This window comes from Curtobacterium sp. B8, from assembly GCF_000333315.1.
Taxonomy (GTDB): domain Bacteria; phylum Actinomycetota; class Actinomycetes; order Actinomycetales; family Microbacteriaceae; genus Curtobacterium; species Curtobacterium luteum.
Map to the genome: position 1 here is coordinate 1 of NZ_BACW01000467.1, position 1,283 is coordinate 1,283.

Genomic DNA, 1,283 nt, shown 5'->3' on the forward strand with positions numbered 1-1,283 from the left:
CGACGAACTCGCTCGGCGCAGCGGGCTGTCGGTCGCGGACGCGACGGACGCGCTCGCGCTGGCGCAGATCCAGGGGCTCACCCAGCACGGGGTCGGCGGGTGGTCACGGACGGCGGCACGGTGAGCCGTAGCCTGGGGCCGTGGCGGACGCGAGCGGCAGGGACCTCGACCGGGTGGTCGACGCGTTCCTCGGGTATGCCCGGCACGCGCGGGGGCTCAGCGAGCAGACACTCCGCGCCTACGAGAACGACCTCGAGCAGTTCGTCGGGTTCGCGCGCGGACGTGGGGCGGCCAGCGTCGACGACGTCTCACTCGAACTGCTCCGCGACTGGCTGTGGGAAGCAGATCAGCGATCGCTCGCGCGCTCCACGATCGCGCGGCGGTCCTCCTCGGTGCGGGCCTTCACGCGGTGGGCGAGCGAGAGCGGGGTCGTGCCGACCGACCCCGGCGTCCGGCTCCGGGCGCCGAAGGGAGCCTCGCACCTCCCGCGGGTGGTCACGGGCGACCAGGTGCGGACGATGCTCGACGGGCTCTCGGCCAGGGCGGAGACGGACGATCCCGGTGCGTTGCGTGACCTGGCGGTCGTCGAGCTCCTGTACGCCGCGGCGATCCGGGTGAGCGAGCTCGTGGGGACGAACGTGCCGGACGTCGACCGGAGTCGGCTGACCGTGCGGGTGCTCGGCAAGGGCGGGAAGGAACGGGTCGTCCCGTTCGGTGTGCCGGCGCGGGACGCCCTCGAGGCCTGGCTCGACCGCGGGCGTCCCGTCCTCGCAGAACGCCGAGCCGCTGCCGCTGCCGCTGCCCCCGCCACTGCTGACGCCGAGCGGGCGCTGTTCCTCGGGGACCGCGGCGGCCGGCTCGGGACGCGGAGCGCCTACCGGATCGTCGCCCGGCTGCTGGAGGACCTCCCGGGCGAGGGACCAGCGGGGCCGCACACCTTCCGGCACACCGCGGCGACGCACCTGCTCGACGGGGGAGCGGACCTCCGCGCGGTGCAGGAGATGCTCGGGCACGCGAGCCTCGGGACGACCCAGATCTACACGCACGTGTCGTCGGCGCGGCTCCGCGAGGTCTACCGCACCGCGCACCCCCGGGCCTGACGCCNGCGGCCGATCATCCCGACCAGGCCGACTCCGGGAGCAGCACGGGCCACTCGGCTGCGGGCAGGAACGGCGTCGGGTCGGTGTACCTGCCGTCGAGACGTGCGCCGAGGTGGCACGCACGGCGCGNCGGCCGGAAGTGGCCGACCCGTCACGTCCCGACGGGGCTGCCCTGGTCGACGT

Annotated in this window: 1 protein-coding gene; it reads left to right on the forward strand. The window is 75.0% G+C overall.

Features of this window, described 5'->3' with window-relative positions; translation table 11 throughout:
• Positions 1 to 140: 140 nt before the first annotated feature.
• Complete coding sequence (locus I59_RS11990) at positions 141 to 1,100, forward strand: tyrosine recombinase XerC (protein ID WP_022904068.1); 960 nt, start codon at positions 141 to 143, stop codon at positions 1,098 to 1,100.
• The last annotated feature ends 183 nt before the right edge of the window (positions 1,101 to 1,283 follow it).